Source organism: Aristophania sp. ESL1142 (genome assembly GCF_058107345.1).
The window spans coordinates 81,650-107,028 of the sequence record NZ_JBYLUH010000002.1 but is presented as its reverse complement, the minus strand read 5'-3'; the positions used below and the strand labels follow the sequence as shown (position 1 = coordinate 107,028).

Sequence of the window (25,379 nt, the reverse complement as noted above, 5' to 3'; positions counted from 1 at the left end):
TTTATGGCTGAAACGCTCATACTCTATCTGATTTCAGATGCAACAGGACAGACACTTGAATCCGTAGCGCGGGCCTGTATGGCACAATTTCCAGGACTTGATATACAACTACGTCACTGGAACCTGATCCGGACCTCGCTACAATTACGTCACGTTCTTGACCAGATTGCATTAAAGCCAGGTCTCGTGATGTCTTCTTTTACAAACTCCAAGCTTCAGGATGAACTGAAAGCAGGCTGTGAGCAGATTCACGTCAGCCTTCTTGATGTACTCAATAGCGCCATCAGCTTTCTGGCTGAAGAAACGGGAGAAACACCAAATGGGCGGCCAGGTGGCCAGTATATCATGGATGAAAGTTATAACCGTCGCATCAAAGCTATGCACTACGTCCTTTCCCATGATGATGGTCAACAAGTGCAGGATTTAAAGGGAGCTGATGTTATTTTAGTGGGCGTATCCCGTGTCTCAAAGACCCCAACCTGCTTTTATCTGGCCAATCGTGGCATTATGGCGGCCAATATCCCCCTTGTCATGGGCATAGAACCTCCCCCTACTCTTTATGAATCCACATGCCCTATTATCGGTCTAACCATTTCAACCCAGACACTCATTGATATCCGCAGAACACGTCTTTCGCAGATTGTTCCTGAAAATGGGCATACCCCCAATACAACACAAACTGATTATATAGATTACGAAAAAGTGGAAGAAGAGCTTAACTGGGCCAAACGCCTCTGTCGCAGCCATAAATGGCCCATTATTGATGTGACGAGACGTTCGATTGAGGAAACGTCAGCCTCGATTATGGAAATTCTATCCCGCTCACAGGAGCTATAGGTCGCAGATCAGTTTTTAACTACCTGAAATTTTCAAGAATTTTAAGGACGCTTTCCAGTAAAGTCTCCGGGCTCGCAAAACCGGAGACTTTTATAACAGCTTCGTCCTCTCCTGGTTCTCCCAGCATAGTATAGGCTTGGCAATAAGGAAGGCGGCATATAACGCCCTGAACGACGTTCAAAGCACCCTTTTACAACTTCATGTGCAGGACATAGATAAATAAACTGAACTGACAGACCTCTGGATAGAATATCCCGGTAGTGAGGTTTCAAGGCTGAGCAGGTCAGGATTCCTCCTTGACCTGATTGAACCTGTTTTTCAAGCCACTCGCGGCAAAGGGCGTTTTATCTACTCCTGAAACACCCATAGCCACCAGATAGTGCGGCGCCATATAGTCTGGTTTATCTTTAGAGAGGATAATCTCCTCTTCTAAAGCGACCATTGCACAATAGCATCTTTCCGGGCGATAATTACGTCCTGGGTCATATTGACGAACAAACCATGCTCAACGACGCCCACAATTGAATCAAGTTCCTGGGCCAGAGTAAAAGGATCTTTTATCGGTCCAAACATGCAGTCAAATATATAATTGCCATTATCGGTAATAAACAAGTTACCCTCTGCCGTTTTCCGCGCCACTACGGATTGGACACCGGTCTTTCTCAGGCGTGATGCTGTACTATTTGCTCCAAACTGCACCACTTCCACAGGAACTGGAACCCGCTCTCCCAAACTTTCAACAGGCTTAGTCTCATCTACAATTACGACAAAGCGTTTTGTTGCCTGAGCAATCATCTTCTCACGCAACAAAGCCCCTCCGAGCCCTTTAATGAGGTTGAGTGTCCCTTTTTCAACTTCGTCAGCCCCATCAATGGCAATATCAAGGTCGGGATGTTCATCAAGAGTGCCCAGTTTGATGCCCAGACTCTGCGCCAGAGATTTCGTAGCCTCTGAGGTCGGAATCCCTATAATATCCAGACCCTCTGCCACACGCCTCCCAAGGCACCTGACCATAAAAGCCGCTGTTGTGCCGGTTCCCAGCCCCACAACCATACCAGATTCAATAAAAGAAACCGCTTTTTCCGCCGCGGCCTGTTTACATGCATCAATCGTCATCTAACCTGCTCCAGCAGCCGCGCTATCAGCAAGAATAAGAATCTTTCCTTCAGATGAAATACGCCCTGCAGGGATGGTTTTATCACCTGCTTTTAATCTTTCAAGCATTTCTGCTTTACTAGCCCCTGTAACCAGAAAAACGACCAAGCGACTTGAAGCGATAGCTCGATAAGTTAACGTCACGCGTTCATAGGGAACATGAGTGGGTCTGGCAACACCCACCCAATGATTGCCTTCATCCAACACTTTCTGCCCCGGAAAGAGAGACGCTGTATGACCATCTGGACCCAGCCCTAATATGACAATATCAAAAAAGGGTTTGCCGGTTTGCAGTGTCTCGCTTCCATACAAACCCTGAAGCGTCTTTTCATAAGAAGCTGCATCTTCCTCAGCTGTTCCAGAAACCGGAATCGGGAAAATCTGTGAAGGGTGCAAAGGAACTTTAGAGAGCAATGTTTCCATCGCCATTTTATGATTGCTATCAGCATGGTCATAAGGAATATGGCGGTCATCCCCATAAAAAATCTCAAGACGCGACCAGTCAATTTTCTGCGCTATCTCAGGTTGGGCAAGATATTCAAAAAGACGTTTGGGTGTTGACCCGCCAGAAAGGGCTATACGTATTTTTGGTCCTGTAGAAGCGCTGATAGCATATATGATCAGCGCTGCCATCCGTTGAGCCACCGCATCAGAATCAGTTAAAATTTCAGTAGATGCGTCTTTCATAGTCATGGTCATAATTTTACTCTTCAATACCTGGCTGTCTTAATCTTTAAGGTTAGGCAACACAAATTCCTCTATCGCCTTGGCCCAGCCCTCTTCTTCATTCCCGGTCGTCACAAAGGAGGCTGCATTTTTAACAATTTGCGGTGCCTGCCCCATGGCAATACTTATACCCGCAGCCTTTAAGAGCGAAATATCATTTTCAGCATCCCCCAGAGCGGCAATCTGCTCAGGAAGGATATTATAAAGTTCCGCAATCTTCCTGAGAGCATGGCCCTTCGTAGCCTGGGGCGCAGTAATATCAAGCATAAGAGGGTTAGAGCGCAAAGCTGAAATACGACCCTGATAATGGCTGCTTAAAGCGTGTTCCAACGCAACCAGAACTTCCGGATCACGCCCCATAGCCACAACACGATTAACAGGAACAGCATGATCGCGTAATCTTGTAACCTGAACGGGTTCGACATCCGTAACTTCATGTTCATGCTGAACAAGAGCCGTTGTTTTATCCTCTACAAGCCATGTTTTATAATCCTGCAACCAGATTTCAACAGGATATGATGCCATTGCATCTATAAGATCATGCACCAAAGGCAGGGATAATGTTATATTTTCATGAATCTGTTTATGAGGCGTGAAGATAAGACCGCCATTAAAACCAGCGCAGATAGATGTTAAGCTGAGCTGATTGATATAGCGCATCATCCCTTCTGGAGGGCGTGCACTAGCCAGACATAATGTCACGCCTGCACGTTCCAGCTGTTTGATCATTTCACGTGTTCTGGCCGTCAGAACTTTATTTTTCGGGAGAAGGGTCCCATCCATATCAGAAACAACAAGTTTAAGAGGAAGTTGTTCTTCACCCATAAAATGGGAATCCTTTCATCTGAGAAACGATGCCAGACTTTCTGGCCCGGCACCATTCCATAATCATGGTTTATTTAGGCTCCACGTGACCACCAAAACCAAAACGCATTGCCGAGAGAACCTTTTCAGCAAAATTATTACCTGACCGTGACCTAAAACGTGTAAATAACGCCGCCGTCATGACAGGAGCAGGAACATCTTCCTCAATAGCAGCTTCGATCGTCCAGCGCCCTTCACCTGAATCCTGAACCTCACCGCTAAATTCACTAAGCTCACCATTATTGGCGAGTGCAGAAGCCGTCAGATCCAACAGCCATGAAGAGACAACACTCCCACGACGCCAGAGCTCAGCAATATCAGCAACATTGAGATCGAAACGTTCATCTTCAGGCAGCTTTTCAGAATTTTTGGATTTGAGAACATCAAACCCTTCTGCAAAAGCCTGCATCATGCCATATTCGATTCCATTATGAACCATTTTCACAAAATGGCCTGAACCGGCTGGTCCGCAATAGAGATACCCCTGCTCGGCACGGGAATCATGCTTACTGACATCACGATTCGCTGAGGGTGAAACAGAGCCGACCCCCGGTGCTAATGCTTTGAGAAAAGGATCAACATAATCTGCTGCTTCCTTATCTCCTCCATACATGAGGCAGTACCCCCGCTCCAAACCCCACACACCACCTGAAGTACCTACATCAATATAGGAAATACCTTTCTCAGCGAGAGCTTTGGAACGTCTGATATCATCTTTATAATAGCTATTTCCGCCATCAATAATAATATCACCTTTTCCGAGCAGCTTGCCAAGTTCAGCAACCGTCTCTTCGGTAATCCTGCCGGCAGGCAACATGGACCAGATTACACGACGGCTTTCACCTGATTTGCCGAGTGCCTCAACCATTTCTTCAAGGCTATGGACACCGTGAGCCTTGCCTTCTGCACATTTGGCAATAGTGTCAATATAGGTCTTCGGCGTACGGTCCAGCATAACAACGTCATGACCATGCCGTGTCAAACGCGCTGCAATATTACCGCCCATCCGGCCAAGACCAATAATTCCAATATGCATTTATTTTGTTCCTTCAAGTGCTTCTATAACAAGGCTATTCAGGCGCTTCAGTCCCTCTTCCAGAGACCCTTTTATATGAACTCGAAGCGCACGACGACCACGCGAAGCAAGAACATCAAAATCTCCCCGTGCCTGCGCTGCCTTCACAACACCAAACGTATAGCTGGAGCCAGGAACTTTTAAATCAGCCACATCATCTGCCGTAATCTGGAGGAACACACCACTATCCGGTCCACCTTTATAGGCCTGACCTGTTGAATGAAGGAAACGAGGGCCAAACTCAGCCGCAACAGCCACATGCAACTGATCTCTTAAGGTAAGCCTTACATGCTGCACCCAGGCTTTATGAGATTCATTCTGCTCAATATAAGCCAGAAGGCCAAAATAATCGCTTTTCCTAAGGCGTGCGAAATGCGCTTTGAGAACGGAAACACCGTTTCCCTTACCAAGAGACTGAGCATTTTTATCATCAGCGAAAAATTCAAGAGCACCATCTGTAACAAAAGGAGCTTCAGCTGGCAGGCTGCCTGTCTCTTCATAAGCAGAGGTCAGCTTACGCGTCTCAATTTTACTAAATTCAACATCAGGTTGGTCAAAAGGATCAATCCCTAAAACAGACCCTGCAACAGCGGTTGCAAATTCAAAGACGAAAAAAGCCTGAGCAAGTTGTTCTTTCTGATGAAGCTGGACCGTTATCACTGGATGTCCAGCGTCACGCAGAGCTTTCATACGTGGATCAGGAGCTTCACTTACCAGACGTAACTCGACAAAAACACGATCTTTTCCATAAACCTCAGGATCAGACAGAGTCTCACCATCAATCGGGATCAGGCCAGTACCTTTTTTACCTGTACTTTCCGCAACAAGCTGTTCAAGCCATGCACCAAGGGACGCAAAAGTCGGAGAAGTCACAATTGTGATTTTATCACGGCCAAATGTTTTAGCCGCTACTCCCCAGCTTAACCCTATGCGCGCACCTGGATTCATAACGGGTGGCACACTCCCATCACAGGAACCGACCATTAGCATAGCGCTTTCCAGAAGAGCCCTGACATTATAACCTGCTGCCGCTGCTGGAACGAGACCGAAAGCCGAAATTACTGAATAACGTCCTCCGATTTCTGGATTACCATAAAAAATATGACCGAATTTATGATCTTTGGCTTTTTTCTCAAAGGCTGATCCTGGATCAGTGACTGCAACAAAATGAGGACCAGGATCCTGCCCTAAAGCTTTTTTGGCCTGCTCCCAGAAATAAGCAAAAAGAATGTTCGGCTCTAATGTGCTTCCTGACTTGCTTGAAACAATAAAAAGGGTTTTTTTCAGGTCGATCTTCTGCTCAAAACTTGCAATTTGCTGAGGGTCAGTGCTGTCAAGAACATGAAGGCGTGGGAAACCGACACTATGACCAAATGTTTTCTCCAGCACTTCTGGACCCAGACTGGATCCTCCCATCCCCAAAAGGAGGATATCGCTATAATGACGGCCTTTCACTTCCTGAGCGAATTTTTCATAAACACCACAAAGAGCAAGGCTGTCAGCTGGGCCATTAAGCCACCCCAACCACTTGCTTTCCGGACCGTTTGTCCAGACAGCTGCATCACGGGCCCAGATCTGGCGGATTTCACCACTCTGTGCCCATTTCTTCTCCGCGGCCACCACAGCGTTGGAAATATCTTCGGAAAGAGCAAGACTGACAGAAGCCAGGCGATCCGCAAGCACAGCTTCACGGCGTGCTTCCACAGCCCCTAACAGGGCATCAAAAGCGACGCAAAAGGAAGCACATCCTTCTATAACCAGCGTTTCAGTTATTTTCTGAAGACCAAGCCCAAGCCTCTCTGTTTCAGAAAGCACCTTCCGGGCCTCTTCAACAGTCTCAACCAGGCTTGCTCTCAGTTTCCCATGATCGCGAAAAGCATCAAATGTCGCTGGGGGAATGGTATTGACCGTATCACCACCAATCAGCTCCTCGACATAAAGGACATCGCTATAAGCCTTGTCTTTTGTCCCAGTACTGGCCCAAAGCAGTCGTTGGGTTTGCGCCCCTCGCTCTTCCAGTGCTTTCCAGCGCGGACTATTGGTCACTTCGAGATAATGCTGGTAAGCAAGCTTGGCATTAGCAATCGCTACTTTGCCGCGTAAAGCCTTCAGAGCTTCAGACTCAGGATCATTATCTGCAATACGACGGTCAATTTCTGCGTCGATTTTACTATCAATACGGCTGACAAAGAAAGAAGCGACACTTGCCAGATGCGCTAGGCTCTCACCTTTTTTAACCCGTTCTTCAAGACCCTGAATATAAGCTTCAAGCACAGCTTTATAGGCATCAAGAGAGAAAAGCAACGTTACATTGACATTGATGCCGTCAGAAATAGCTTCCTTGACAGAAGCCGTGCCTTCTTTCGTTGCTGGTATCTTGATCATGAGGTTCTCGCGATGAACCTCTTTCCAGAGGCGACGTGCATCAGCAATCGTTGCTTTCTGGTCGTAAGCAATATAAGGCGAGACCTCCAGGCTGACATAGCCATCACGCTTTCTGGTCTCATCAAAAACCGGCTTCAGAACCGCACAGGCAGCGCGAATATCTTCAATGGCGATGCGCTCATAAAGCTCACCTGCAGAAAGATTTTCTTTTGAGAGAAGGGAACGTACCTCCTCTTCATATTCCGCACCGTGGCCAATTGCCTTTTCGAAAATTGCAGGATTAGACGTAACGCCTTTCAATCCATCTTCTTCGACCATTTTTTTTAAGGAGCCATTGGCCGTAAAATCACGCCGTATGAAATCAAACCAAGGTGACTGGCCATATCCGGCCAGTCTTTTCAGGGAGTTGCCCTCTTTATTGTGGGTCATTTCTCTTCCTTTTAATTCTACGTTCCAGCTTATTCTTATTTATGAGCTGCAAGCTGTGCTTTTGCCGCCTTATAGACTTCCTCAACGGTAAAGCCGAATTTCTTCATCAGTTCTTCAGCAGGAGCGGAAGCACCATAACCATGCATAGCAATCATCGTACCTGTTGGACCGACATATCTATCCCACCCAATGGGAGATGCCATTTCTACGCCGACACGTGCTTTTACAGAAGGTGGCAACACGCTCTCACGATATGAAAGATCCTGCTCCTCAAAAAGATCAAGGCTTGGCATGGAAACCACACGTGCTTTCACACCTTCTTCAATCAGACGTTCATAGACCTTCACAACCAGTCCCACTTCGGAGCCTGTTGCCATCAAGATAATATCGGGCATCTGTCCACAACAGCCTAACACATAAGCTCCTTTGGACAGGCCGGAAGCAGAGGCATATTTTGTGCGGTCAATCGTTGGCAAATTCTGGCGACTTAGAGCAAAGGCGACAGGACCTGTCTTATGTTGCATCGTAAAACGCCAGGCTTCTGAAACTTCATTGGCATCTGCTGGACGCAGCACAACCACATTTGGCGTTGCTCTCAACTGAACCAACTGCTCAATAGGCTGATGGGTTGGCCCATCTTCTCCAACGCCGATTGAATCATGCGTAAAGACATATGTTACAGGTAGATTCATTAATGCAGAGAGCCTGATGGGATTCTTCATATAATCGGAGAAAATCAGGAACCCGGAGCAGAAACTACGCAGCCCTGCCAGTGCCAGGCCATTACAGATAGCCCCCATTGCATGCTCACGCACCCCAAAATGGATGTTACGGCCTGCATAAGAACCATTCCATTTGGCAGGCTGGAAAGAACCACCATCCTTAATGGTCGTCTTGGTCGAAGGAGAGAGATCAGCTGAACCGCCAATCATCCATGGCAGGTTCCTTGCGACATCATTGAGAACCTCACCAGAACTTGCACGAGAAGCAATCCCTTTCTCATTTGTCGGATAAACCGGCAGATCCTTATCCCAGCCATCAGGTAAATCACCCGCAAAAATTGCTTTCAGCTCAGCTGCAAGATCAGGATATTTTTTGCTATATTCAGCAAAGAGCTCATACCATTTTGCACTGGCCTTAGCCCCTCTCTTCCCTAGCCCTGTCGCAAAATGCTCCTTAACCCCGTCGGGAACAAAAAATTCTGGAGCTTTTTCAGGCCAACCATAAGCAGCTTTTGCACCCGCAATCTCTTCAGCACCGAGCGGTTCGCCATGTGCTGATGCCGTACCAGCCTTATGAGGAGCACCGTAGCCAATAATAGTCGTCAAGACGATCAGACTGGGCCTGTCTTTAACCTGCTTACATTCTTTCAAAGCAGTATGAATGGCTTTTACATCATTACCATCCTCGATATGTACAACATGCCAGCCATAAGCTTCAAAACGTTTTCCAACATCTTCCGTAAAGGTGAGGTCTGTCGAGCCTTCAATCGAGATATGATTGCGGTCATAAACCCATGTCAGATTACTTAAAGCCAGATGCCCTGCCAGAGACGCAGCTTCAGAAACGATGCCTTCCATCATATCACCATCGCCACAGAAAGTTGTGATGTGATAATCGAAAAGGTCAAATCCCGGACGGTTGTAACGCGCAGCAAGCCAGCGCTCTGCCATAGCCATCCCGACAGACATGCCGCACCCTTGCCCAAGAGGCCCCGTTGTCGTCTCAACACCCGTTGTATGATGATATTCTGGATGCCCTGGTGTCAGGGAGTCAAGCTGACGGAACGACTCAAGGTCCTTCAATGTCAAGGAAGGCGTGTTCAGAACAGCGCCGTTTTTGACCTTATGGATTCCTGCAAGGTGAATCAGGGAATAAAGCAACATGGAAGCATGTCCGCCTGAAAGCACAAAACGGTCTCTTGCTGGCCAAAGCGGGTTGGCGGGGTCATAATTCATATCATGTTGCCATAGGGCATACATCGCAGGAGCAAGGGCCATAGCCGTACCTGGATGACCGGAATTGGCACGCTGGACGCCATCCATTGAAAGGGTACGAATGGTATCAATACTGAGTTTCGATAGCGCTTCAGTCACTTTGGAAATCCTCAATTCGTAATATCTATAATATTTTCCCGGACAGTTTGCCCTGCCGTCAGATAACCTGTCCAGCTTCTCTGGCCATTTGTGCATTCACGAAATAGTCAGAATTTCTTGCGAACTTAACTGAGTAAAAAACAAAAAAATCTGGCACAAGATGCAGCGTCACTTTATGATGCAAAAATGATAGAATTCCAGGCATTTTATAAAGCTTTTTGTCATTATGAAATGTGGAAATACTGCTTTCTTCTGCGTGATAATAAATTAACAGTTCCTGTATAAAACAGAGGTGTATATGACACAGCATAAAATAAATTTTACACCTGAGCAGATAACAGCTCTTTTTATAGAGGCAGCCAGAAGCAGCGATATTGATCTATTATCACAATTTCTTGAGGCCGGCATGCCCGTTGATTGTACTGACAGTCGAGGATACACACCCCTTATTGTCGCAACTTATAATGACCATTTGGAAGCAGCCCGATTTCTGCTTGAACACGGGGCAGATCCAAATGCTACTGACTTGAAAGGTGCCACGGCCCTTTCAGGGGTCGCATTTAAAGGTTACGACACAATCGCTGATCTCTTGCTTGAAAAAGGCGCCTCTGTTGACAAACCCAACCATGCTGGACGAACCCCTCTGATGTTCGCCATCATGTTTGGCCGCGAGAGCATTGCCAAAAAACTTATAAAAGCAGGCGCTGACCCGGACCATAAGGATATGGAGGGTGTTTCAGCACGCATATTGGCCCAAAATCAGGGCATCAGTCACCTTTTCAGCTGATTTCATTTCGTGCATGCTCAGGGTATGATTCTTTTTACAGTATAGCGAACGAACCGGGATAAAATTATGAGCCGTTTCTGGAATTCTTCAGTTCACATGCTTCACCCTTACGTACCTGGTGAGCAGCCGCAGCTCTCTGGTCTGGTTAAACTCAATACCAACGAATCCCCCTATGGCCCAAGCCCCATGGCTCTCAAAGCCATGAAAGACGCCACGAATGATGACCTCCGCCTTTACCCGGACCCGACATCATCCCTGTTATGTGAAACGATTGCCCAGAAATTCGGCCTGAATACCAACAATGTTTTTGTGGGAAATGGCTCGGATGAAGTTCTGGGCCACGCTTTCCGCGCCTTGTTCCGCGAAGATGCTGACATCCTTTTTGCCGATGTCACTTATGGATTTTATCCTGTTTACTGCACGCTTTTCGGTCTATCCTATCGCTCGGTCCCACTTAAACAGAACTTCTTTCTTGATACAGAAGATTATAGAGCTCCCTGTGGCGGAATCGCTATTGCCAATCCTAATGCACAGACCGGACGCTCTATTGCTATCAGTGAGATTGAAAAATTACTGAAAGCACAGCCTGACCGTGTTGTAATCATTGATGAGGCTTATGTGGATTTCGGTGCTGAAAGTGCAACCTCACTTATCAAACATTATGACAATCTCCTGGTTGTCAGGACATTTTCCAAATCGTCTTCACTTGCGGGGCTACGTGTCGGCTATGCCCTTGGCAACTCGTCTCTTATCGAGGGCATGGTACGTGTTAAAGACAGTTTCAATTCCTACCCTCTCTCACGCCTTTCCCAAGCCGGAGCCATAGCCTCGTTACACGACCAGGAATGGTTTCAGGGCAATATCAATAAGGTAATAGCGACCCGTGAGAAACTCATTCCCAGATTAGAGGCTCTAGGTTTCAAGGTGCTACCCTCCAAGGCGAATTTTATTTTAATTCATCATCCTGATCACGATGCTTTCAGTCTCACGGGCATGCTCAGAGAGCATGGCATCCTGGTAAGACACCTTTCCTCCATTGAGCGTATCAAGCAGTGGCTACGCGTGACAATCGGCTCTGATGAACAATGTGAACGACTCTTAAAAGTTCTCAGCAAAATTATACAGACTTCAAACAGCTCCCTTTAAAAAGGGAGCTGTTTCACCTGCTCTTCTCAAAACCAGCAAAACCCGATAATCGGCTTAAACTTCTGAGAGTTATGCATTATGTCTTCCGAAAAATTCACTCACGAACAATTACTTGACCGACTTGGTGAAGTTGCCGTACGTGTTGGCCTCAATCTGGTCCCACAGCAGCAGGTTTTTATTACAGCTCCACTGGAGGCTGTTCCTTTAGTCCGGCGCATTAGCGAACACGCCTATAAAGCCGGGGCTTCCCTGGTCACAACATTTTTCAATGATGATGAAATTACGCTCGCACGGTACCGTTATGCACCACCGGAAAGCTTTGACGTAGCAAATGGCTGGATCGCAGATGCCATGGCTCACGCTTATAAGGAAGGAACTGCCCGTCTTGCCGTTACTGGTGGCAACCCGACCCTTCTGAAGGGACAAAATCCCGATTATATTTCGAGAGCAAGCAAGGCAAATTCCCGTGTTAATCGCCCTGCCATGGAAGTCATTACACAATTTGCCACGAACTGGACGATTGTTGCCGCTGCAAACCCCGTCTGGGCCAAGCAGGTTTTTCCTGAATTAAATGAAAACGAGGCCCTGGATGCTCTCTGGCAGGGCATTTTCAGGGCATCACGTGTTGATCATGATGACCCTGTCAGCGTTTGGCGCGAACATAACCGCCTGCTTCATGAACGTTCAACTCAGTTGAACGATCTCCGTTTTGATGCGCTTGCTTTCAAGGGACCTGGTACAGATATCACAATCGGCCTTGCTGATGGTCATTTCTGGGCAGGCGGCGCTGAAACAACGACCAATAATATTGTTTGCAACCCCAATATACCGACTGAAGAGGTTTTCACCACGCCGCATTGCGCCCGTGTTGATGGTATAATTTCAAGCACGAAGCCCCTTTTTCATCAAGGATCGCTGATTGATGGAATCCGCGTGAAGTTTCAGGATGGGAAGATCGTCGAAGCCCACGCCAGTACAGGACAGGATGTGCTAGAACGCCTTCTCGACAGTGATTTAGGCGCACGCCGTATCGGTGAAGTAGCCCTTGTGCCTCATTCTTCCCCTATTTCACAGAGTGGTATCCTTTATCGTAATACTTTGTTCGATGAAAATGCCTCAAGTCACATCGCTCTGGGACAGTCATATACAAAGTGCATGCTTGATTCAGAGGGACTGAGCGAAACAGAGCTGGTAGCCCGCGGCGCCAATCAATCCATCATTCATATAGACTGGATGATCGGTTCAGCCCATATTGATATAGACGGGATTAAAGATGGTGTCAGACAGCCTCTTATGCGCCAGGGGGAATGGGTCTAGCCTTTATGTCCATTACCCTTGATCCGACGGCTTTGCCTGTTCTCGATATCGTTAAGCTCGCACAGTCCGGTCAGATTGTCCGGGCTGAACGGGAAACTGCTGAAGGCGGCATACCCTGTTTTATTTTAAGAGAAGACTGGGATCTGCTAAAAACCGCTTATAGTAAAGACGCTACTCTTAGTGATGAAGCGCTTCTGATTGCGTTAGAAAAAGTTTCTTCCCGTTTTTTGCAGGAAGCTGCCAAAACTTACACATTATTGGGAAATCAATCTCCAGAAATCGCTTCACCCAATCGTTTTGAAATCGAAAGCGATCTGTTCCCTGATCAGAAAAAGATACTCCTCCTTCTGGTGAGAGATAGCGAACACCCTGTGGCCTGCGCCGTAATAGGTACCTCTTCAGCCTTGCTGAACTCATTACGTCCGCAGCATTAAAGATTACTTTTTGGCTTTTTTTTTTGCAGAGGCCCGGCTGGTTGCGAGTGCTTGACGAACAAGGCCGCGTTCCATAGTGATTGCCGCCAGTCTGGCTCGTGCGTGCTCAATTTCCTGCCGCCCTGTCTGAAGCCAGCGACTGAACTCTTCAACCGTAGCGTCATCAGACTCTGGATCACTCGCAGCGTTATAGCGTACCAGCAAAGACTCTTCAGCAATTTGTAACTGCGCCAAAGCCTTATTTTCGAGTTTTAATAAATCGTAAAAAAGCGTCTCTGTTATACGATCTTTTTCTCTTTCCATAACTCAGAACTTTCTTCACTTATTCTTAAAGCTTTGAATCATTCCTTCGTAAAAGCAAGATTAACTTTTTATAGTTAAATATTCTTTTAAAGACAAACATCACGAGACATAAATACGCACTGTGACATTAATATCTCATAAGAAAATTTATCTTAAATTCCCTGCAATTTTTACGGATTATTAAAACTCAATTAATAGAAATAGAAGGCTCACAGCTTAAGCTTAAGGATTACCCAAAAAGAAAATTAATTGAATAAAAGGGTATTTTCACATATAAACAATCACAGGTTGTATTTTTTAGTAGGTAACCATTCTCATGACAGCCTAGCTAATTAGGATAAAAAAAAATGCGTATTTTAATTGCAGAGAGTGACCTCTCCCCAGCCACGTCCCTAATCCAAACACTTCAAGCAGCAGCCTACGCAGTTGATCATGTCAAAACTGGTGAAGACGCATTAGATATGATGCGCCACTATGATTTTGACTTGCTTATCACTGACCTTAATCTTGATGATATGGATGCCCCCGAGCTTATTCGTCAGGCACGGCGGTCTCAATTAAAATTACCTGTTATGATTGTTTCTTCAGTTGATCAATCACAAATTAAAGTAAAAGCATTTTCCATGGGTGCAGATGACTATCTGGTTAAACCATTTAATACAGAGGAATTAGTCGCCCGTTGTAGAGCCTTAATAAGGCGTTCACGTGGTTATGCAGATTCTTTATTAAAAGTAAGCGATCTTGAACTGAATCTTGAAAGTAGAATTGTCAGTATCTCTGGGAAACCATTACATCTGACAGGTAAAGAATATTCTATTCTTGAATTATTAGTCGTACGTAAAAATACAGTTCTGACCAAAGATACATTTTTAAACCACCTATATGGCGGTATTGATGAACCTGAAATGAAGATTATTGACGTCTTTATCTGTAAATTAAGACGGAAATTACAACATTACGGCTTAGGGCATCTCATTACGACCGTATGGGGACGGGGTTATATCATGCGTGATACCAATGATACTGAAATAGAAGCCTCTGCCCATGATCGCTCGCAAAATAGTCTCATATCCGAAATGGCTGCTACCTGATTTCAATCACTGGTAGAAATGTCTAAAATATTTTGCCTCCTTATTGGACAAAATATTTAGACGAAGCCGTGAATAAAAGCCGTTTTGTTGTTACATCAGCAACTGCTTTCTGAGGTATAATTCTCAAACGATCTTATCTATTTTCTCGCAGATTTTTTCGACCATATCCTGAACCATTTCTTTGTCTTCAGCTTCAACCATGACCCTTATCAAAGGCTCTGTGCCGCTTGCTCTGAGAATGAGGCGGCCATGACCTTTAAGCTTGCCTTCAGCCCAATGACAGACTTCCTGCATTTCAGGCAGGTTCATGGGGTTTTTGCCCTTATAACGCAAATTTTTTAAAATTTGTGGATAGGGAGTAAAGAGCTGGCAGACTTCACTAGCAGGCTTTTTAGCCTCAACCATAACAGCTAAAATCTGTAAAGCAGCAAGAAGGCCGTCACCAGTCGTCCCATAATCTGAAAGGACCATATGACCTGACTGCTCTCCCCCCAGATTAGCACCTGTTTTCCGCATACGCTCGACGACATAACGGTCACCGACGGCTGTCCTATATAAAGTCAGTCCCTGTGAAGCCAGATATTTCTCAAGTCCCAGATTGGACATAATCGTCGCGACAATTTCACTTCCCTGCAACTTCCCCTGCTTCTGCCAAGAAGTAGCAATCAAAGCCAAAATCTGATCACCATCTATTAAACGGCCATGCTCATCAGCAATCAGGACACGATCTGCGTCACCGTCCAAAGCAATTCCAAAATCTGCCTTATGGCTTCTTACAGCTTCACAGAGTGTCTGGGGACAGGTTGAGCCAACATGATCATTAATATTCGTCCCATTTGGTTCACAGCCAATACGAATAATTTCCGCTCCCAGTTCCCATAACGCTGTAGGGGCAACATGATAGGCGGAACCATTGGCACAATCGAGGACAATTTTCAGCCCATCAAGACGATAACCACGTGGAAATGAGGATTTCACACACTCAATATAGCGTCCAGCAGCATCATTCAGGCGTGAGGCACGGCCAATTTCTTCTGGAGATACAAGCGAATCTGACAAATCCTGTTCCATCAGGGCTTCAATTTCACTTTCTGCCTGATCTGAAAGCTTGAACCCATCTGGTCCGAATAATTTTATACCATTATCCGTATAAGGATTATGAGATGCTGAGATCATAACGCCTAAATCAGCTCTCAAGGAACGGGTCAAAAACGCAATGGCCGGCGTTGGTAATGGCCCTACCAGGGTTACGTCCATTCCCGCTGACAAGAACCCTGAAACAAGAGCACACTCAATCATATAACCTGAAAGACGCGTATCTTTTCCTAAAATTACTGTATGACGATTTTGACGTCTTCTGAAGTATAAACCAGCAGCCTGCCCAAGCTTCTGTGCAACTTCAACTGTCATAGGAGCAGTATTAGCCCGGCCACGGATTCCATCAGTTCCAAAGAAAACTCTTTTACCAGCCATGAGCGACTGCTCCTTCTCGATCCATATTCTATAAAATCATAAAGAGACTTGCAGAGCTACATACCGGAATTTGTGAGAAATGCCCAACAAAAACAGGCACCTGACATAAAACCAGGTGCCTGCCCTATAAATCTGCAATTTTAAATTTCAGACTGTCTGAGCATTAAGCCCTATCTGACGGGGCCGAAATGTTGGAACAGACCCTTTTTCACCCCCGAGAGGACGATCTCCTTCTTCGGAACGATCAAGCGGCTCCCCACGGATAACCTTCCCGACTTCATCCCCCGTCAGGGTCTCATACTCCAACAAGGCTTCAGCAAGACGATGAAGATCATCAATATGGGCAAGAACAAGCTGTTTGGCCTGAGCATAAGCTGTATCAATCAGTGCCCTGACTTCCTGATCAATTTCATCTGCCATTTCGGCCGAAACTTCATCAGGATTATCATAAGCAACCATACCAAGCTTGTCGCTCATACCCCACTGCCGGACCATTCGGCGGGCAATATCAGTCGCTCCCTTGATGTCACCTGCTGCGCCAGCACTGACATTCTCATAACCGAGGATCACTTCCTCACCCACACGTCCGCCCATGGCAATAACCAGACGGGCCAGACACCATTTGCGGCTATATGAAATGTTATCTTTTTCCGGCAAGGTCATAACCATACCCAAAGCCTGACCACGTGGGATAATCGTGGCTTTATGGATTGCATCACTGCCCGGTGTCAGATAAGCACAAAGAGCATGTGCCCCTTCGTGATAAGCTGTGGTCCGTTTTTCTTCTTCAGTCATGACCATTGACCGCCTCTCAGCACCCATCATGACCTTATCTTTTGCCTGTTCAAATTGCGCCATTGATACAGAACGGCTTCCCTGACGAGCTGCAAATAATGCCGCTTCATTTACAAGATTAGCCAGATCCGCGCCTGAAAAACCAGGGGTGCCACGCGCAATGATACGAGCATCAACATCGGCAAACAGAGGTAATTTTTTCATATGAACGCGCAGAATTTTCTCACGCCCACTGACATCAGGATTGGAAACGACAACCTGACGGTCAAAACGACCTGGCCGCAACAGAGCTGGATCCAGCACATCAGGACGGTTGGTCGCTGCAATGATGATCACGCCCTCATTACTCTCAAAACCATCCATTTCCACAAGCATCTGGTTAAGGGTCTGCTCGCGCTCATCATTCCCGCCACCAAGACCAATGCCACGATGGCGCCCTACTGCATCAATTTCATCAATAAAAATGATACAGGGAGCCGACTTTTTACCCTGTTCAAACATATCGCGCACACGTGATGCCCCGACACCGACGAACATCTCCACAAAGTCTGAACCGGAAATACTGAAGAATGGAACATTTGCTTCCCCGGCAACAGAGCGGGCAAGAAGTGTCTTACCAGTCCCGGGAGGCCCCACGAGCAATACACCTTTAGGAATTTTGCCACCAAGACGTGTAAATTTGTGAGGGTCTTTCAGAAAATCCACGATTTCTTCAAGCTCTGCTTTGGCCTCATCAATCCCGGCAACATCTGCAAAAGTTACACGACCCTGCTTTTCATTCAGAAGTTTCGCTTTCGATTTACCAAACCCCATAGCACCACGACCACCCGCACCAGCCTGCATTTGGCGGAAGATCATAAAACCTAACCCCAACATCAGGATAATAGGCAAATAAGCGGCAATATAGCGTAAAATCGGGCTTTCATCGCTCTGTGGCGGACGCGCAGTGACTTCAACACCAGACTTTGTCAGAACAGACACCATTGCAGGATCAAACGGTGCATATGTCTTAAATGATGTACCGTTACTCAACACCCCGGTAATATTCTGATCACGTATCACAACAGAGCGGACCTGGTGATCTTCAACATCGTGAATAAAGTCAGAATAAGCCAGTTGCTGTACAGCCTGACGGCTTGAACCGGGCTGAAAAGCCGTCAGCATGACGATGGCCGCCATAATGACGATAACCCAGATTACAACGTTACGACCGATATTATTCATCTTAATTCTGTATCCTCACTCAGGATGAGACCATAACCAAATAGAATCCAAGATTCATGTTTTTTGAAATTCATTTCCTAAAGATAGAACTTTAAGAAGGCTTTCCTAGCCCCTGCAAGGGCAAAAACATTACAAAAGTTCCTAAATTTTTAATAAAATAGTTTAGCACCGATAATTTTCATACCGCCCTGCCATAAAATCGGTGCTCTCGGCACTTCTGGACACAGCCCTCTGACACAATCTGCCACAGCCATCAGCTTGTCTCCATGCCATAAAGCTGGCACCGTTTTCAAAACAGCAGCAGGTACCTGCCGTCCCACTCTTATGGCACTAGCTTGATCCGATAAGGCAGCAATCTGGCATTCCGGTCGATCGGGGCCTTGATAGACCCATCTTCTATCCCATACGGCTCCTTGCCGAGCTGTTTCTGAAGAATTCATGTCACGATCTTCACGATAAAGGACAAAATCTTTCAATTTCCCCTGTACAAAACGCTTTTTAAGAATAACACCCCCTAAACTTCCCTCCTGCATCTCAAACAGGCGCGCCAGGGGAACAGATGCTGGGAGATAGGACTTTCCGCTAATGCGCCTTATCAGCCGCCCCAAAAGGAAATGCCCCAGATCAGCCTTCAGACCAGTAAATAATTCTGGTGATAAAATAGCCCATCCTTCGGCCTGTTCCTGGATTTTTTCAGAGAACAGGACAGAAATATCCGCTTCCATTTTCTGAAAATGTTCCACAGAACCTCTATGCTGTTCCCTTAAAAGGGCACGCTCAGCCTCAGTTAAATCCTGCCTGATCTGAACACGTCTAAACCGCCTGTTCTGGTTGGAAGGATCTTCACACCACGCCACACCTCCCTGACGGAGGGTTTCTTTCAAACGTTCAGGACGCAGTTTCAAAAATGGCCGCAGAAGCATTAATGACCCACGATATACACATGAAGCGATACCGGTCATTCCTTCCAGCCCCGTTTTACGCTCCAGTCGCATCTGAAGCGTCTCTTCCTGATCTGCCTGATGATGCGCCAACATCAGGACTGATGCTCCTGCTGCCTGACATGCACGCTCCAGTGCGGCGAAACGGGCATCTCGTGCACGCTCCTGCAATCCGCCTGGTGGTAATTTATCGAGTGTTAAAATACGGTAGGGAACGCCTAACTGAGCTAATCTCTGCCCTGTCAGCTCGGCTTCCTGCCGTGATTCAGAGCGCAATGCGTGATCGACAATAAAAGCGATAATATGAGACCGCCATGTTCGGGCCAGAAAAGCCAAAGCCATGGAATCTCCCCCACCAGAAACAGCCAGAGCTATAGGGGAAGATGCCTCATCAGGCCCAAAAGGCCCGAAAGCGGTCATTAATGCTGCAAATTCGGACTTAGTGACAGGCTGCGCGAGCACGGAAAACCTTGGCACTTGATTTTACACGCGCATTTGCGTCAGGAAATTCTTCATTCAGCTTGTTCAAAGCTTCACATGCAGCAGACTTATTCTGCAAGGAAATCATTGAGGCCGCTACCCCCAGGAGGGCTTCTGGCGCACGTGATGAGGACGGGTCATTACGGTATGCGTCAAAATAAGACAGCGCTGACTGCCGATAATTTTTCTGTCCTGCCATAGATTGAGCCAGCAAGAAATTTGCTTCTACTTTCACAGACTTGTTTTTCGCTGATTTCAGGGCAGCTCTCGCATAATATTCCGCATCATCATACCGCTTCGCCCTGAGCGCTTCCTGCCCAGACTTTACAGGCGTCATACTCGGTTTGGGACCAGTATTTCCCTCAGATACGGGAGGTGGAGGGGCATTATTACTATGCACTGCCCCACGATTTTGCTGGGCAAACTGCATATCCCCAATCTGTTTGGCAGTATCAGCCTGGCTTTGCTGAACCTGATTTGTCAACTGGTCCAACTCACCACGCATATCGCGCACCTGTGCTTCCAGATTATTAACACGCTGCAGAAGACGCGCTGTCAAACCTTCAGAAGAATTGTCCGCACTTTCCTCCTCGTTCCCTGTTCCCCGAGCGGAATCAGAACCACCACTTGATTCGCCTTCTGCTGAAGGAGCATCAAGTCCCGAAGAAGGTGGCGCCATGGGCGGCGCCAACCCCGGTGATTGATCGTCAACAGCACCCGGGTCTTCATGTTGCCGTTCCAGCTGCTGATGCTGCCGTAAAATATCCTCACGGGAGAGGCCATCGGCATAAGCCGTCATGACAGAAAAAGATGATACCACACACGACAGAGCAACGAACCTCAGAGATGAAGACTTTTGCAGCCTCTCCAGAAGCATAGGAAACGCCATGTTAAACCTCTTCTTCTTTCTTCATGCAAAAGGCCATTCAGAAGAGTGACTCTTCTGCCTGGCCCCCTACAAAAGGATCATAACGGGCAAGATGCCCAAGACCCTAATAGCCCTTTTTATTGGACGGATGTAATCGCGTTACGATTCTGAGCCCAGGCTTCCTCGTTATCACCATCAACCGTTGGACGATCTTTGCCATAGGAAATGGTGTTAATACGATTTGCGCTGATACCATGAGCTAACAGATAGTCACGAGCCGCATTGGAACGACGCTGGCCAAGAGCAATATTATATTCCTCTGTGCCACGGTCATCGCAGTTACCAGCAATCAGGATATTAACCTGTGGGTAACGCTGAAGCCATGCAATCTGCTTGTCCAGAGTTGCACGAGCTTCTGGCGTAAGCTTGTTCTGGTTAAGCGCAAAGAAAATGCGGTCGCCAGCACTCGCTACGAGATCAGCTTCGCTTCCGGGAACTGGACCGCTCTGCTGTGACATACCCTCACCAACGCTGGCTTTATGGTCAGATGAACTGCCGCAAGCTGCCAGAGCAAGGGTTAAACCTAATATACCAAATGCCTTGAATTTCATATTTTTAACCTCAGGAAGACTCTTGAGCGAGTCAAATGGAAAAGGCTCTTTTGATTTAAAAAAGAAACTCGCCCTTCGCCGAAATCTTCCCTCTTATTTTAAAAGCTGTCAAGTATTCTATGGTTTTACATCAAAGAAAGGTTTTTGCTAGTGACGAAAAGATGACCATGCCGGATCTGAAGCCCCTGTCGAGGTCGGAATCACATGCTCATTAAACCCGGCAATATCAATCACACCCACCGTTGAGGTGAAGCCTACTCCCCCTGCCCCTGACGCAGTTTGGCGGCAGAACGTAATAGCTCTACCATTTGGCGCAAAGCTGGGACTCTCAACTGTAAAACCCTCTGTCAGAATACGTTCACCTGTGCCGTCTGGATTCATGACACCAAGGGAGAAGACCCCATTATTCAATCTAGTAAACGCAATAATATCCCCTCTGGGAGACCAGACCGGAGAACCATAATGCCCTTTCCCGTAAGAAATGCGTCTTACATTTCCTCCCGTTGCACTCATAATATAGAGCTGGGGGCTGCCACCACGGTCAGAGTTGAAGACAATCTGCTGGCCATCAGGACTGAAACAGGGACTTGTATCAATCACGCCCCCACTATTAGTAATACGTACCCGAGCATGGGTTGCTGTATCAACACGGTAAATATCGGCCCCCCCATTCTGGGTTGTAACAGACATGATTACGCCCGTCCCATCAGGAGAAAAACGGGGTGCAAAGGAAATTCCGTTAAAAGTCCCTAATATGCTCTGCTGCCCGGAATTAAGATCGTAAAGATAAACACGTGGTCGATTCTGGTAATAAGATAAAAAGGCTATCTGCTGGCTGATCGGGCTGAAACGCGGCTCTAAGGTAAGCCATTGACCACTGGTGAGAATATGCGAATTTGCACCATCCTGATCCATAATCGCCAAACGGGTTTCCTGCTTGCGTCGCGGCCCTGTACGGGCGACGTAGGCAATGCGCGTATCAAAATAACCTTGTTCACCTAGAAGACGCTGATAAATCACATCAGCAATAATATGGGCAATACGCCTCCAATTGGACTCAGAAGCCGTATAAGCTGTCCCCTGAAGCTGCTGACCTGCCAGAACGTCCCAAAGCCGCATTTCAACCCGGACATTATCAGTTCCACTCGTAGAGCCCGCAACAGCTGCCCTCGCCCCTCTTGCTTTCAGGGCACCAAAATCAGGCTGGCTCCCTGAAGGAACCTCACCAGGCATCGCCTGGAAAAGGCCAGTACTATTCAAATCAGCCGTAATCACCTCTGAAATACGTGTCCCCATTCCTGCGCCGAAATCAGGAATAATAATGGGGATAGGTGCCTGATGCGCCTGATCCACTGTAATCTCCGCAGCACCAGGAGCAGAAGAAGATGCAGCATGAGCAGATAGAGGAAGAGCCATAATGCCTCCCAGAGCCACAGCTCCCTGCCCGACCCCTGTAATCACGGAACGACGGGTGAAATGCTTTTTCAGGCTCTCTGCCTCAGCATCAGTAAAAAAGGACATAACAGGTTACCTCGCCTTTAAAGATTAGGTGACTTTACGAAATTACGGTCTGAAAACAAAACGGAACTGTCTTGTCTGGCCCAGTAAACGGGCAGGAACTGGCAAATGTGCACAGGTCGGGCTTAACACAGCCGCACGTGCACGTTCAGCCAACACACGATAGGAAGGATCGGACGCCATACGTGCAGCAGTATCAGGGGCAAATTCAGCAATTCTGGCCTCACCACTCGAATCAACTGTTACAATCATATGGGCAACAAAGCTTGCATAGTTCTTCGCAGCGGTATCTTCCTGATAACACCGTCTGACAGAAGACCCAATCGCTTTCTGTTCTCCCATATTCAGAGACTTGGTATCTCCATTGGGGTCTCCTCCTCCACGTGGTGAACCACCACGAGAAGGATTCGCCTTGGCCTTGGGAGGGGTGATTTGTTTCTGTTCAGCACGAAAGCTGTCTAGCGTAGCCAGAAGTGAATGACTCTCTGACTGCGTTTTTTTCGCTTCATTAGGCTGATGTGTCTTGGACTCCTGAGGCTTCTTGACTGGTTTAATCATAGGGGCAGGCGGCGCTTTTACATCCGCTGCTTTCTTGTCCGGCTTGGGCTGCTTCTGCGTTTCAGCCGTAAGCTCCCCCTCCTCATGCAGCTCTGCTTTCTGCTGCACATCTGTTTTTGCTACAGTCTGAGCAGGATCTGGCGCAGCCATAGCTGGCGGAGGCGGAGGCGCCGTAGGAGGTGGCGGCTCATGAGGCGCATCTTTAGGCTTTTCAGGCGATGGAGGCTCATCACTTTCTTCCTCAGCATAAGGCTTGGGAATTTCTGCTTTATGTGAAGATTTATGAAGCGGTGCATCTGACCCTTCCGCATCAAATACCATCTCAACCTGTTGTGGCGGAGGAGGCTCGGGAAGAGGATCAACATGATGCCATAATAGCGCTGCAAGGATGCCTGCGTGCCCCATGATGGACAACACAGTCCCTACAAGACCCAGACGTTTCTCGGGTATCTCTTCCAGATTATCAAACTCTCTGAGATCAACATCTTTATTCTCAAACGGCAATCCAGGCTGCACAGTATGCGCTCCTATACCCTTTCTCAGGGTCCCGATTGAGGTTGCTGCGCGAGAAGCGCCACATGACTAAAACCGCCCGTGGTAATTTGCCCCATAACATTCATTACCTGACCATAATCAATTTTGGCATCAGCCTTAACAAAGATGCGGCGAGTCGAATCATTATCGGCAGCCTGCTTCAGACGCGTCACCAATTCATCTGCGTTGACAGCTTCATCCCCCAGATAAAGGCTGCCATCACTGCGCAGTGATACAGTAATGGGTTTACTATCTGTATTAATGGGACTGGCACTCGTTTTCGGCAGGTCGACATTAACACCGCTCGTCATCATCGGGGCTGTCACCATGAAAATGATGAGCAGCACAAGCATTACGTCAACCAGAGGTGTTACGTTGATTTCTGTCGCCGGTCTATGACGACGGCGCCCTGAAACGGGCCCTCCTCCTGACATTGCCATAATGCCTAGCCTCTTCCTGCTTTACGTTCTTCAGACTGACGGGAAAGAATGGCAGCAAATTCAATGCCAAAGGCTTCCATCCGTTCTGAAAAGTTATCAAGCGCACGGCTGATCATATTATATGCCACATAGGCAGGGATCGCTGTCAGCAAACCAATCGCCGTTGCAAAAAGCGCTTCGGAAATACCCGGCGCAACAACAGAAAGATTCGTATTATGCATGGCAGCAATGGAACCAAAAGCATGCATAATACCCCAGACTGTACCGAACAATCCGACAAATGGCGCAACAGGGCCAATTGTGGCCAGGGTCGTCACATAGCGCGATAAGCGATCATTTTCACGTGCAATTGTAATATTAATAGCCCGATCAATACGGTTTTGCGTACCACCCCGTACCATATCAACGTTTTCAATCCGTGAAGAACGACGCCACTCCCCCATTGCGGCGCCGAAAACGGCCGCCATCGGGTGAACAGGACGCGCCCCCTCATTCTCATAAAGATCATCAAGCGAACCACCCGCCCAGAACCGGTCCTCAAAAGCCGAAGCTTCCCGGTTAACACGGCGGATCAGAAGGATTTTCTCGATAATGACTGCCCAGACGAAAACACTGCATGCCGCCAGACCAATCATGACCAGTTTGACCACGATAGATGCATGCAGAAATAATTGCACCGGCGACAACCCTGCTGCACTTACGGCACCGAGGGCTGCTGAACTCACCGCTTGGTCCACTTCCACGTTCTCCCGACTTTTTGTTCTTTTAAGCCACAGACTCTGACAGACAAATCCACTTATAGCTTTCGTTTTCCATACATGACAGTATTCTGCGCAGTGGGAAAGGGATTTTTTATTACCGTTCGTTCAGATAATCCGCATTTTGCCCATAGAAAAGATAGAAAACACAAACCATCATTCCACCAGCCCTGTAATAATGAAAATTCTTTGTTATTTTATAATAAAACGGCAGTATAATCAAAATGAGATTTAATTTCATATATTAATTTAATTAAGAACTTAAAATTTATTTATACATATATAAGTATTTTTGAATTTATTATGATATTATACTTCATAATATAAATAATATATTAAATTTGTGAATCGTTATTTTTCATGATCAAATATATAATTAAAAATAGGACTTCATAATAAAAAATCCAATCCATGCCTCCTTAATAATCGGAACCTGTAGGATTTATGAATATTTCAAAAATGAAATTATGATATCGAAGAAATCCTTTAATTCAATGACCTGATTTTCTGGGGAATTCTCAGGGATAAAAAAGA

General features: G+C 46.9%; 23 protein-coding genes. 6 read left to right on the top strand and 17 right to left on the bottom strand.

Annotated elements, in window-relative coordinates; all coding sequences use genetic code 11:
- Positions 1 to 3: 3 nt before the first annotated feature.
- Positions 4 to 837 (top strand): pyruvate, water dikinase regulatory protein, encoded by an 834-nt coding sequence (locus tag AC3B6P_RS08240; protein WP_489805654.1) that lies wholly within the window; start codon positions 4 to 6, stop codon positions 835 to 837.
- Positions 838 to 1,120: 283 nt separating this feature from the next.
- On the opposite strand, the gene AC3B6P_RS08235 is transcribed toward AC3B6P_RS08240, so the two are convergent.
- The 7 genes from AC3B6P_RS08235 to tkt all read right to left on the bottom strand — a co-directional run bounded on the left by AC3B6P_RS08235 (position 1,121) and on the right by tkt (position 9,567).
- Positions 1,121 to 1,279 carry a hypothetical protein gene (locus AC3B6P_RS08235; protein ID WP_489805653.1) on the bottom strand — a complete coding sequence of 53 codons (159 nt, stop codon included), beginning with the start codon at positions 1,277 to 1,279 and terminating at the stop codon, positions 1,121 to 1,123.
- Complete coding sequence (rpiA, locus tag AC3B6P_RS08230) at positions 1,267 to 1,953, bottom strand: ribose 5-phosphate isomerase A (protein ID WP_489805652.1); 687 nt, start codon at positions 1,951 to 1,953, stop codon at positions 1,267 to 1,269. Before rpiA ends, AC3B6P_RS08235 begins: the two co-directional genes overlap by 13 nt.
- Positions 1,954 to 2,691 carry a 6-phosphogluconolactonase gene (gene pgl, locus AC3B6P_RS08225; RefSeq protein WP_489805651.1) on the bottom strand — a complete coding sequence of 246 codons (738 nt, stop codon included), beginning with the start codon at positions 2,689 to 2,691 and terminating at the stop codon, positions 1,954 to 1,956. It lies immediately after the preceding gene.
- 27 nt (positions 2,692 to 2,718) lie between these two features.
- Positions 2,719 to 3,543, bottom strand: coding sequence for an HAD family hydrolase (locus AC3B6P_RS08220; protein ID WP_489805650.1), 825 nt, complete (start codon positions 3,541 to 3,543; stop codon positions 2,719 to 2,721).
- 70 nt (positions 3,544 to 3,613) lie between these two features.
- On the bottom strand, positions 3,614 to 4,618 hold the full coding sequence (gene gnd, locus AC3B6P_RS08215) for a phosphogluconate dehydrogenase (NAD(+)-dependent, decarboxylating) (protein WP_489805649.1): 1,005 nt from the start codon (positions 4,616 to 4,618) through the stop codon (positions 3,614 to 3,616).
- Positions 4,619 to 7,471, bottom strand: a complete 2,853-nt coding sequence (locus AC3B6P_RS08210; RefSeq protein WP_489805648.1) for a bifunctional transaldolase/phosoglucose isomerase — start codon at positions 7,469 to 7,471, stop codon at positions 4,619 to 4,621.
- Positions 7,472 to 7,506: 35 nt separating this feature from the next.
- Positions 7,507 to 9,567 carry a transketolase gene (gene tkt, locus AC3B6P_RS08205; protein ID WP_489805647.1) on the bottom strand — a complete coding sequence of 687 codons (2,061 nt, stop codon included), beginning with the start codon at positions 9,565 to 9,567 and terminating at the stop codon, positions 7,507 to 7,509.
- Between the two features lie 298 nt (positions 9,568 to 9,865).
- On the opposite strand from tkt, the gene AC3B6P_RS08200 reads away from it, so the two are divergent.
- From AC3B6P_RS08200 to AC3B6P_RS08185, 4 genes are all read left to right on the top strand, one after another.
- A complete protein-coding gene (locus tag AC3B6P_RS08200; protein WP_489805646.1) occupies positions 9,866 to 10,354 on the top strand; it encodes an ankyrin repeat domain-containing protein in 489 nt (162 codons plus the stop codon).
- 66 nt (positions 10,355 to 10,420) lie between these two features.
- Complete coding sequence (hisC, locus tag AC3B6P_RS08195; protein ID WP_489805645.1) at positions 10,421 to 11,500, top strand: histidinol-phosphate transaminase; 1,080 nt, start codon at positions 10,421 to 10,423, stop codon at positions 11,498 to 11,500.
- Positions 11,501 to 11,578: 78 nt separating this feature from the next.
- Positions 11,579 to 12,817: an aminopeptidase gene (locus AC3B6P_RS08190; protein ID WP_489805644.1), complete on the top strand. Its 1,239-nt coding sequence runs from the start codon at positions 11,579 to 11,581 to the stop codon at positions 12,815 to 12,817.
- Positions 12,818 to 12,822: 5 nt separating this feature from the next.
- Positions 12,823 to 13,251: a hypothetical protein gene (locus AC3B6P_RS08185; RefSeq protein ID WP_489805643.1), complete on the top strand. Its 429-nt coding sequence runs from the start codon at positions 12,823 to 12,825 to the stop codon at positions 13,249 to 13,251.
- Between the two features lie 3 nt (positions 13,252 to 13,254).
- Here the strand turns inward: AC3B6P_RS08185 and AC3B6P_RS08180 are convergent, their stop codons facing one another.
- The gene (locus AC3B6P_RS08180) at positions 13,255 to 13,554 is read right to left on the bottom strand and encodes a hypothetical protein (protein WP_489805642.1); all 300 of its coding nucleotides are present in this window, start codon (positions 13,552 to 13,554) and stop codon (positions 13,255 to 13,257) included.
- 347 nt (positions 13,555 to 13,901) lie between these two features.
- Between AC3B6P_RS08180 and AC3B6P_RS08175 the strand changes: the two genes are divergently transcribed.
- The gene (locus tag AC3B6P_RS08175) at positions 13,902 to 14,645 is read left to right on the top strand and encodes a response regulator transcription factor (protein WP_489805641.1); all 744 of its coding nucleotides are present in this window, start codon (positions 13,902 to 13,904) and stop codon (positions 14,643 to 14,645) included.
- Between the two features lie 123 nt (positions 14,646 to 14,768).
- Here the strand turns inward: AC3B6P_RS08175 and glmM are convergent, their stop codons facing one another.
- The 9 genes from glmM to tolQ all read right to left on the bottom strand — a co-directional run bounded on the left by glmM (position 14,769) and on the right by tolQ (position 24,824).
- Complete coding sequence (gene glmM, locus AC3B6P_RS08170) at positions 14,769 to 16,118, bottom strand: phosphoglucosamine mutase (RefSeq protein WP_489805640.1); 1,350 nt, start codon at positions 16,116 to 16,118, stop codon at positions 14,769 to 14,771.
- A gap of 147 nt (positions 16,119 to 16,265) precedes the next feature.
- Entirely contained in the window at positions 16,266 to 18,137 is a 1,872-nt protein-coding gene (gene ftsH, locus AC3B6P_RS08165; RefSeq protein WP_489805639.1) for an ATP-dependent zinc metalloprotease FtsH, read from the bottom strand.
- A 149-nt stretch (positions 18,138 to 18,286) separates the two neighbouring features.
- The gene (gene tilS / locus AC3B6P_RS08160) at positions 18,287 to 19,540 is read right to left on the bottom strand and encodes a tRNA lysidine(34) synthetase TilS (protein WP_489805638.1); all 1,254 of its coding nucleotides are present in this window, start codon (positions 19,538 to 19,540) and stop codon (positions 18,287 to 18,289) included.
- On the bottom strand, positions 19,518 to 20,447 hold the full coding sequence (locus AC3B6P_RS08155) for a tol-pal system YbgF family protein (protein ID WP_489805637.1): 930 nt from the start codon (positions 20,445 to 20,447) through the stop codon (positions 19,518 to 19,520). The genes tilS and AC3B6P_RS08155 overlap by 23 nt, the downstream gene beginning before the upstream one ends.
- 116 nt (positions 20,448 to 20,563) lie before the next feature.
- Positions 20,564 to 21,037: a peptidoglycan-associated lipoprotein Pal gene (gene pal, locus AC3B6P_RS08150; RefSeq protein ID WP_489805636.1), complete on the bottom strand. Its 474-nt coding sequence runs from the start codon at positions 21,035 to 21,037 to the stop codon at positions 20,564 to 20,566.
- Between the two features lie 147 nt (positions 21,038 to 21,184).
- A complete protein-coding gene (gene tolB, locus AC3B6P_RS08145) occupies positions 21,185 to 22,558 on the bottom strand; it encodes a Tol-Pal system beta propeller repeat protein TolB (protein WP_489805635.1) in 1,374 nt (457 codons plus the stop codon).
- 42 nt (positions 22,559 to 22,600) lie between these two features.
- Positions 22,601 to 23,518 carry an energy transducer TonB gene (locus tag AC3B6P_RS08140; RefSeq protein ID WP_489805933.1) on the bottom strand — a complete coding sequence of 306 codons (918 nt, stop codon included), beginning with the start codon at positions 23,516 to 23,518 and terminating at the stop codon, positions 22,601 to 22,603.
- Between the two features lie 134 nt (positions 23,519 to 23,652).
- Positions 23,653 to 24,087 (bottom strand): protein TolR, encoded by a 435-nt coding sequence (tolR, locus tag AC3B6P_RS08135; RefSeq protein WP_489805634.1) that lies wholly within the window; start codon positions 24,085 to 24,087, stop codon positions 23,653 to 23,655.
- Positions 24,088 to 24,092: 5 nt separating this feature from the next.
- On the bottom strand, positions 24,093 to 24,824 hold the full coding sequence (gene tolQ / locus AC3B6P_RS08130) for a protein TolQ (protein WP_489805633.1): 732 nt from the start codon (positions 24,822 to 24,824) through the stop codon (positions 24,093 to 24,095).
- Positions 24,825 to 25,379: the final 555 nt, after the last annotated feature.

Bases quoted from the DNA above. Each gene is read 5' to 3' on its own strand.
- AC3B6P_RS08240 (WP_489805654.1), top strand. From the start codon at position 4: ATGGCTGAAACGCTCATACTCTATCTGATTTCAGATGCAACAGGACAG.
- AC3B6P_RS08235 (WP_489805653.1), bottom strand. From the start codon at position 1,279: ATGGTCGCTTTAGAAGAGGAGATTATCCTCTCTAAAGATAAACCAGAC.
- rpiA (WP_489805652.1), bottom strand. From the start codon at position 1,953: ATGACGATTGATGCATGTAAACAGGCCGCGGCGGAAAAAGCGGTTTCT.
- pgl (WP_489805651.1), bottom strand. From the start codon at position 2,691: ATGACCATGACTATGAAAGACGCATCTACTGAAATTTTAACTGATTCT.
- AC3B6P_RS08220 (WP_489805650.1), bottom strand. From the start codon at position 3,543: ATGGGTGAAGAACAACTTCCTCTTAAACTTGTTGTTTCTGATATGGAT.
- gnd (WP_489805649.1), bottom strand. From the start codon at position 4,618: ATGCATATTGGAATTATTGGTCTTGGCCGGATGGGCGGTAATATTGCA.
- AC3B6P_RS08210 (WP_489805648.1), bottom strand. From the start codon at position 7,471: ATGACCCACAATAAAGAGGGCAACTCCCTGAAAAGACTGGCCGGATAT.
- AC3B6P_RS08200 (WP_489805646.1), top strand. From the start codon at position 9,866: ATGACACAGCATAAAATAAATTTTACACCTGAGCAGATAACAGCTCTT.
- hisC (WP_489805645.1), top strand. From the start codon at position 10,421: ATGAGCCGTTTCTGGAATTCTTCAGTTCACATGCTTCACCCTTACGTA.
- AC3B6P_RS08190 (WP_489805644.1), top strand. From the start codon at position 11,579: ATGTCTTCCGAAAAATTCACTCACGAACAATTACTTGACCGACTTGGT.
- AC3B6P_RS08185 (WP_489805643.1), top strand. From the start codon at position 12,823: ATGTCCATTACCCTTGATCCGACGGCTTTGCCTGTTCTCGATATCGTT.
- AC3B6P_RS08180 (WP_489805642.1), bottom strand. From the start codon at position 13,554: ATGGAAAGAGAAAAAGATCGTATAACAGAGACGCTTTTTTACGATTTA.
- AC3B6P_RS08175 (WP_489805641.1), top strand. From the start codon at position 13,902: ATGCGTATTTTAATTGCAGAGAGTGACCTCTCCCCAGCCACGTCCCTA.
- glmM (WP_489805640.1), bottom strand. From the start codon at position 16,118: ATGGCTGGTAAAAGAGTTTTCTTTGGAACTGATGGAATCCGTGGCCGG.
- ftsH (WP_489805639.1), bottom strand. From the start codon at position 18,137: ATGAATAATATCGGTCGTAACGTTGTAATCTGGGTTATCGTCATTATG.
- AC3B6P_RS08155 (WP_489805637.1), bottom strand. From the start codon at position 20,447: ATGGCGTTTCCTATGCTTCTGGAGAGGCTGCAAAAGTCTTCATCTCTG.
- pal (WP_489805636.1), bottom strand. From the start codon at position 21,037: ATGAAATTCAAGGCATTTGGTATATTAGGTTTAACCCTTGCTCTGGCA.
- tolB (WP_489805635.1), bottom strand. From the start codon at position 22,558: ATGTCCTTTTTTACTGATGCTGAGGCAGAGAGCCTGAAAAAGCATTTC.
- AC3B6P_RS08140 (WP_489805933.1), bottom strand. From the start codon at position 23,518: ATGGGGCACGCAGGCATCCTTGCAGCGCTATTATGGCATCATGTTGAT.
- tolR (WP_489805634.1), bottom strand. From the start codon at position 24,087: ATGGCAATGTCAGGAGGAGGGCCCGTTTCAGGGCGCCGTCGTCATAGA.